We start from the raw sequence: 7,613 nt of genomic DNA, 5'->3' as shown, positions 1-7,613 counted from the left end.
GCTGATGAAAGCACCGGATCGTAATTTGCAGCTGGTCAGGTGTTTGCTGGGTCATCGTAGTCTGGCAACCACCCTGGAATATATTGATATCGATATGGAGATCGCAGGAAAAACGCTGGAGAATGAACTGGCAATCTATCTGGATATTGCGGTGTAAGGAGAACTGGCAGTAAAAAAGACAGGGCAGGTCTCAGACAGGATTGAGGAGGTGGAGGTGTGAGTCACTGCCCTGCATCAATAGGGATGATATGAAAAAATGGCTATTTGCGATCCCCTGTCCCGTAAAGTCTTTCCCTTACTTGACATCAGAATCAATTACTGAAATCATTACCTTGAACGAAAAAAGAGTGCTTGCAAATGCAGGCACTCTGTATTCTTTAATTTACGGCTTTTTTAAACATTGAACGTACAAGCTAAGCGAACAATTGTTTAACATCTTCTTAACAGCCCTAAATTTTAACTTATTTGTTAATTACCTGATAGTATTCAACAAATTAGCTTTAAAATCGTGGTGCCCGGAGGCGGAATCGAACCACCGACACGGGGATTTTCAATCCCCTGCTCTACCGACTGAGCTATCCGGGCTAACGGGGACGCATTAAACCGTATTAGCTCCAATCCGTCAACGACTTTCTGCGAAAAAAAACGTGAAAAATGGTTGTTGGATGTATTTTTATACTGTTCTGGTGTGATTATTCAGCTTTGGCTACTTTTTATCAGCTCAAAGCATCGTCTTTCCGGCAATTAGCAATGAACAAAATATCCTGAGCCAGTAGTTTTGCCGTAATCACAAACTCAAGTTCTCTTTTCACCAATAGCTTGCTGAGACAACCTTCAAGGATAAGTTCCATCTGTTTGGCAACCTGTTCACTATCTTCGATACCAATTTGCTGTAATAACCCGATCGTATAGTGAAAAGAATTCTGTTTTTGTAACTCAGCCAGTTGGTGAATTGGATGGTCAGTATCAGGAAAAGCACCACAAGCTGCAATGAATAAACAGCCGGGATAGCGCTGTTCTTGCACCTTTTCCTTTAGTGTATCGTAGCGGGCTAATAATTTCTGCTCTGGGCTTAAGGTTTCATCCAGCAAGATGTGACGCTGCCAGGCTTCAATTTGCTGACTATGATAGCGTAGGCAATCGTAGAGCAGGGCCTCGCGATCAGGCCAGAAATGTTTTATGTGGTTGATATCAATATTGAGGGGAGTTAAAAGTGTCTCTAATGTTGCTAACAGACCATGTTGCTCAAGTAAGTTCAGACTATGACTAAGCACATATTCACGTTGCACAGTTGTTCTCCTTTTAAATGATTTCTGTTTACCCATCATCTTGCTGGTTCCGGTTGGGAGTCTATTGGGTATAGATGCTGTAAATGGTGGTTGAAATGTTCTGCATCCATAAATCCATTCACCCGTGAATCGGATAGCTCTTTTCCCTGAGAGTCAAAAAACAAAATAGTGGGAAGCCCAAGTACTTTCAATTTTTGCAACAATTCTTTCTGTCTGGGGCTATTTTCTGTGACATTAGCTTGTAACAGAAGGAAATTGCTTAACTGTTTTTGCACCTGTGGGGCGCTGAAGGTATATTTCTCGAACTCTTTACAGGCCACACACCAATCTGCGTACAGATCCAACATTATCGGTTTATGGCGGTTTTCAGCCAGAATTTGGCTCAATTCCTGCCAATCGCTGACTTGTTGAAATTTTAAAGATGCTTGTTGTTGTGCTGTAGCCTGAGTTCCCCATACCCAATCCTGCAAGGGGCGTGACGAGATTAAAGCCAGTGTCAGTAGAATGAGTTGTAAGGTACGTAACCAACCATTTTTGTTGTTGAGTGTTAACACAAAAGCCCAACTGAAGAAAGCTACACCCAACATGCTCCACAATCTTATTCCCCAGGTTTCACCGAAGACCCTCTCCAGTAAAAAAATTGGCAGTGCAAGAATAATAAAGCCGAATGCTTCTTTAACGTATTGCATCCATGGACCGCTGCGGGGTAAAAATTTATGGCCAAATAAAGTAACAGCGATGAGTGGTAACCCCATTCCCAGTGCATAAAGGTAAAGTGTCAGGCCACCAAGCACCGTGTTACCACTTTGGGCAATGTAAAGTAAGATGGCGCTCAGTGGGGCGGTTGTACAGGGAGAGGCAATCAGTCCTGCCAGTATTCCCATAATAAATACTCCCAAATAAGAGCCACTTCTCTGCTGGTTACTCCAGTTCACCAGACGCGTTTGAACAGAAGAAGGAAGTTGTAGTGAATACGTCCCAAACATCGATAATGCTAGTAGAATAAACAGTACAGACAGCCCTACCAGAATATAAGGATTTTGTAACGCGGCCTGAAATTGTAAACCTGCCGCAGCGACGATTAACCCCAATGCAGTATAAGTAATAGCCATTCCTTGCACATAACTCATCGCCAGCCAGAAAATACGTTTCGGGCTTTCGGGTCTCTGTTGCCCCAGAATAATGCCGGAAATCAGCGGGTACATAGGCAGAATGCAAGGCGTAAATGCGACACCAATACCAATCAATAAAGCCCATAACGGTGAAAAGGGAGTCTCATGTGTTTTGGGGAGTGTTTCTTTCTGTAGTGGAGGTTCACTCAGAGAGGCATTTGGTGAAGAGGAAGCAATGACAGCACGCAGTGGTACGGTAAGTGTTTCCGGGGGATAGCAATATCCCGCTTCTGCACAGCCTTGATAAGAGATCTGAAGAGTAGAGTCATTTGTTGCAGCAAGAATGGGGATGTAAATATGTGCTGATTGGAAATAGACCTCGGTTTTGCCAAAAAACTCATCCTCATGAGCTGTCGCCTTGGAAAAATTGATATGACCTAAGGTAGCTTGTTGGTTTGGTGTGATGATGAACTGTTTTCTATAGAGGTAATAACCGGGTTTTATGTCCCAGCTCAGTGTGAGTTGGGCCCCTTTCTGCTGAAAATCAAACATGAATGCTTGTTCAACGGGAAGGTATGAAGTCTGTCCGGGGCGCTCAAACAGTACGTTAGCTTTAATAGGAGAAGCAGCTAACGCACTGAATAGTAGAAATAATATGAAAATACGTTTCATCATAAGATATCTTTTGCCTGCCTGTTTTTTTATAGGGTTAATAGGGAAAATTTACCAGAATCAGTACTGTTACCAAAATCAGTGCTATTACCGATGAGAGCCACGGCAAAAGGCTGCTTGCCTAATATTAAAACAGTGTGGTGTTTTTTTCAGGAAAGTTTATTGGCAACAAATATGGGAAAGAAAATATGCAGGGGCTTTTTAAGCCCCTGAGATAACACTAAGCAAGGAGTGAAAATTACAGGACCATGTCTCCAAATAGGAAACCGAATGTTACAGCTAATCCAACAGCAATTGTTCCCGGAATGAAGAACGGGTGGTTGAAAACGAAGCGTCCGATCCGGGTGGTGCCGGTATCATCCATTTGCACTGCTGCAACCAGTGTCGGATAGGTTGGCAGAATGAATAGACCGGAAACCGCAGAGAACGAAGCAATTGCAGTCAATGGTGTGACATGTAAAGCCAATGCCATAGGCATCAATGCCTTGGCTGTAACTGCTTGTGAATAAAGTAAGGCAGAGCAAAAGAAGAAAATAACAGCCAATAACCACGGTTGTGCATGAATCAGATTACCCGCAGTTTCTTTGATCCAAGCAAGATTGGCCTGAACAAAAGTATCCCCTAGCCATGCGACTCCCAGAATACAGATACAAGCACTCATTCCTGCTTTAAAAGTACTTGAGTTCAGTATGGCGTCAGTATTGGCGGAGCAGATAACGGTGATAATGGTTGCGACACTTAACATAATAATCAGAATCGCACTGGTGGTGTTCATCAGCGGTTTTTCAATTAATCCCACACTAGGGCTATTGATAACTGCGTAGATAATGACGCTGGTAACACCTAACAAAAACAGTAGAACAGACAGTTTTGCCCCAGGCTTAATTTGGATCTGAGCAGAGCCACGCATTTCTACTAAGCCAGCGGTAAGGCGTTTTTGATAGATAGGGTCATTGGCCAGTTTGGAATCGAAAAGCCATGAAACAATGAATGACATTAATACGATGGCAAAAAACGTAGCTGGCAGCAGTATCATGAGCAAATGAATATAACTGACACCTTGTTCTTCCATCATCGAGGCCATATAAACTACTGCCGCAGAAATCGGAGAAGCGGTGATCCCTATTTGGGCAGAGACAACAGCGGTTGAGAGTGGGCGACATGGTTTGATGCCTTGTTCTTTAGCGACCTCTGCAATAACAGGTAATGTTGCCAGTGAAATATTTCCCGTACCCGCAAATAAAGTCAGAAAATAAGTGACGATAGGCGCAAGGATAGTGATGTACTTCGGATTCCTGCGCAGTAATTTTTCGGTTTGTTGGACGAGATAATCTAATCCTCCAGCCACTTGCATAGCTGATATTGCAGCAATAACAGCCATAATAATTGAGATAACATCGAATGGAATGCTGCCTGGTTTGACGCCAATGGCGGCAAGGATCAAAACGCCAATCCCACCTGCAAAACCAATGCCTATTCCCCCTAATCTTGCCCCCAGAAAAATGGCCAGCAGAACAATAACCAATTCTACGGCTAACATGTTGCATACTCCTTCATTTATTTAATCTTATGAAAATCTATGGTTAATAATTTGTGTTTGCTGCCAATTAAAAAGGCACGCTTCCGGTTGGAATAGCGTGCCTTAAAAATTAAGACGAACTCGTTATTATAATCATTTAATTAGTCATCAAAACGTTTTGCTTTATAAGTCGGATGTTTTAGGTTCTCAACAGAGAAAATATCATCTAATTGCGCTTCTGTCAGCAAGCCTCGCTCCAAAACGACTTCCCGGACACTTTTACCCGTTTCTGCACAGATCTTACCTACGATATCACCATTATGGTGACCGATGAATGGGTTCAGATAGGTTACGATACCGATAGAGTTAAAGACAAAGCTTTCGCATACATCTTTATTGGCTGTAATACCATTAACACATTTTTCAACCAGATTACGGCATGCATTGCTCAAGATAGTAATGGATTCAAACATTGCCTGACCAATGGCTGGCTCCATCACGTTCAATTGCAATTGACCTGCTTCTGCGGCCATGGTAATGCAGGTATCGTTACCAATCACCTTGAAACAAACTTGGTTAACAACTTCTGGAACCACGGGGTTCACTTTGGCTGGCATAATGGAAGAGCCTGCCTGCAATTCTGGCAGATTGATTTCGTTCAGACCAGCGCGTGGGCCGGAAGAGAGCAGACGCAGGTCGTTACAAATTTTAGACATTTTTACTGCCAGACGCTTCAGTGCTCCATGAACCATCACATAAGCACCACAATCGGAAGTTGCTTCAATCAGGTCTTCTGCGGGTACACAAGGCAGGCCAGTGACTTCTGCCAATTTTTCCACAACTAGTTTCTGGTAGCCGGGTGCTGTATTCAGACCAGTACCGATAGCCGTTGCTCCGAGGTTGACTTCCAATAGCAATTCCGCTGTACGGGTGATATTTTTAGTCTCTTCTTTCAATAAAATAGAGAAAGCACGGAACTCTTGACCCAAAGTCATCGGCACAGCGTCTTGCAGTTGAGTACGACCCATTTTCAGAATGTCATCGAACTCAATACCTTTTTTGTCGAAGCCTGCTTTTAATAATTCAATAGAATCGATCAACTGCATGATTGAGTTGTAAACAGCAATACGGAAACCAGTAGGATAAGCATCGTTGGTTGACTGGCTTCTGTTCAGATGATCATTGGGGTTCAGGTACTCATATTCACCTTTCTGGTGCCCCATCAGTTCAAGACCGATATTTGCCAATACCTCATTCGTATTCATGTTTAGTGAGGTGCCTGCACCGCCCTGAAAAACGTCAACCGGGAACTGATCCATACATTTACCAGTGTTGAGCAGCTCATCACAAGCTTTGACAATGACATCTGCAACTTTGCCGGGAATCGTATGGAGCTCTTTGTTTGCCAGTGCTGCCGCTTTTTTCACCATGACCATGCCACGGATGAATTCAGGTACGTCGTTGATAGAGCGGTCACTGATATAGAAGTTTTCAATCGCACGTAGAGTGTGAATACCGTAATAGGCTTCAGCAGGGACTTCACGTTTACCTAACAGGTCTTCTTCGATACGAATGTTGTTTGACATGAGAACCTTCTTAAGATTGGATACGTTTTTACTGTTTGTTATGTGTTTGTTGAGATAATGTTGCCGATAGCAATTGCTGTGATATTAACTAATTACCATTAAATTGCTGGCGCGATCATATTTGGATTTGTTAGAAATGCCTTGAACCTGGATCACTTTATAGTACGATTTTAATTAATGAAATGGCATATGTGTGATTAAGGTCACGATTACTCAGCTTAAAAGTCAAGCGGGACAAGTATTGAAAACCGTTATTGTTATCCCCACACTATGTTATCTGGACATATCATCTGGAGAGTTATTATTAATGAACATGGTCATAAGGAAGAAGACTGTATTCATAATCGGATGAAAATGCCAATTTATCCCCTTCATCTTTTAGGTTGCCTCAACTATGCCTCAACTAAACTATGCCTCAATTAAAGGAGAACAACGTGCGCTGGCTCCCTCTTATCCTGATATGCCTGTTGGTTTATATAGAATCAGTTCTGTTCGTCCGCATTGCTTCTGAAGTCGGGGTCTTGCTAACCCTGTTATTGGTGGTTCTGACTTCTTGTGTTGGTGTTTCCCTGGTCCGTAATCAGGGAATCAAAAATTTTATGACAATGCAGCAGAAAATTGCTGCCGGAGAAAGCCCTGCGGTAGAAGCCGTTAAAAGTGTTTCTTTAGTGATGGCGGGGTTCCTGTTAATACTCCCTGGCTTTTTTACCGATTTTCTTGGGTTATTGTTGTTGCTGTCTCCTGTACAAAAATTACTGACAGCAAAATTACTGCCACATATTAACTTTTACCGCCCGAATGTCCGTGGAAGAGATGGTCAGGATAATGGTCGTGGGCAAACATTTGAAGGAGAGTATCAGCGCAAGCAAGATGATGCCTCCTATACTATTACTCGTGATGATCAGAAACATGATGACCAAAAACGCCATGATGATAGTTACAACAAGAAGTAATTTCGGCTTATGTTGTCTGAGATTTCAGAGGGTAATAAAAAAGTGAAATATTTTTTGCTATCCCCCCTTGAAGTACTGCTTATATGCCCCAACTTGTAGCTTCATGATACTGGTTCTATTGGGTTCTGGTATCAATTCTCTTACCTGATATGGACTTTATTTATAGGAGATCTATCAATGAAAATTCGTCCATTACATGACCGCGTTATTGTCAAGCGTCAAGAAGTTGAATCAAAATCTGCTGGCGGAATCGTTCTGACTGGTTCTGCTGCGGGTAAATCTACCCGTGGTGAAGTTCTCGCTGTTGGCAATGGTCGCATCCTGGAAAGCGGAGATGTGAAAGCGCTGGATGTTAAAGTGGGTGATGTCGTTATTTTTAACGAAGGTTATGGTGTTAAAACAGAGAAGATCGATAACGAAGAAGTGTTGATCATGTCTGAAAGCGATATTCTGGCAATTGTTGAAGCGTAATTGAAAAGACT

The 7,613-nt window shown here is 42.7% G+C and carries 6 protein-coding genes, 1 tRNA gene and 1 pseudogene; 3 read left to right on the top strand and 5 right to left on the bottom strand.

Annotated elements, in window-relative coordinates:
- Window positions 1–157 (top strand): annotated as a pseudogene (locus Xind_RS21100) (site-specific integrase); the annotation flags it as partial.
- A gap of 352 nt (window positions 158–509) precedes the next feature.
- Here the strand turns inward: Xind_RS21100 and Xind_RS07290 are convergent.
- The 5 genes from Xind_RS07290 to aspA all read right to left on the bottom strand — a co-directional run bounded on the left by Xind_RS07290 (window position 510) and on the right by aspA (window position 6,178).
- Window positions 510–585, bottom strand: a tRNA-Phe gene (locus Xind_RS07290).
- Window positions 586–716: 131 nt separating this feature from the next.
- The gene (gene dicD / locus Xind_RS07285) at window positions 717–1,289 is read right to left on the bottom strand and encodes a division control transcriptional repressor DicD (RefSeq protein ID WP_187649747.1); all 573 of its coding nucleotides are present in this window, start codon (window positions 1,287–1,289) and stop codon (window positions 717–719) included.
- A gap of 35 nt (window positions 1,290–1,324) precedes the next feature.
- Window positions 1,325–3,076, bottom strand: a complete 1,752-nt coding sequence (locus tag Xind_RS07280; RefSeq protein ID WP_187649746.1) for a protein-disulfide reductase DsbD — start codon at window positions 3,074–3,076, stop codon at window positions 1,325–1,327.
- 235 nt (window positions 3,077–3,311) lie between these two features.
- Window positions 3,312–4,613: an anaerobic C4-dicarboxylate transporter gene (locus Xind_RS07275; protein ID WP_047680641.1), complete on the bottom strand. Its 1,302-nt coding sequence runs from the start codon at window positions 4,611–4,613 to the stop codon at window positions 3,312–3,314.
- A gap of 140 nt (window positions 4,614–4,753) precedes the next feature.
- A complete protein-coding gene (aspA, locus tag Xind_RS07270; RefSeq protein WP_047680638.1) occupies window positions 4,754–6,178 on the bottom strand; it encodes an aspartate ammonia-lyase in 1,425 nt (474 codons plus the stop codon).
- A 434-nt stretch (window positions 6,179–6,612) separates the two neighbouring features.
- On the opposite strand from aspA, the gene Xind_RS07265 reads away from it, so the two are divergent.
- Window positions 6,613–7,131, top strand: coding sequence for an FxsA family protein (locus tag Xind_RS07265; protein ID WP_047680636.1), 519 nt, complete (start codon window positions 6,613–6,615; stop codon window positions 7,129–7,131).
- Window positions 7,132–7,308: 177 nt separating this feature from the next.
- On the top strand, window positions 7,309–7,602 hold the full coding sequence (locus tag Xind_RS07260) for a co-chaperone GroES (RefSeq protein ID WP_047680634.1): 294 nt from the start codon (window positions 7,309–7,311) through the stop codon (window positions 7,600–7,602).
- Window positions 7,603–7,613 lie beyond the last annotated feature (11 nt).

The organism is Xenorhabdus indica (genome assembly GCF_014467235.1).
Taxonomy (GTDB): Bacteria; Pseudomonadota; Gammaproteobacteria; order Enterobacterales; family Enterobacteriaceae; genus Xenorhabdus; species Xenorhabdus indica.
This window is presented reverse-complemented; position numbering and strand designations above follow the sequence as displayed.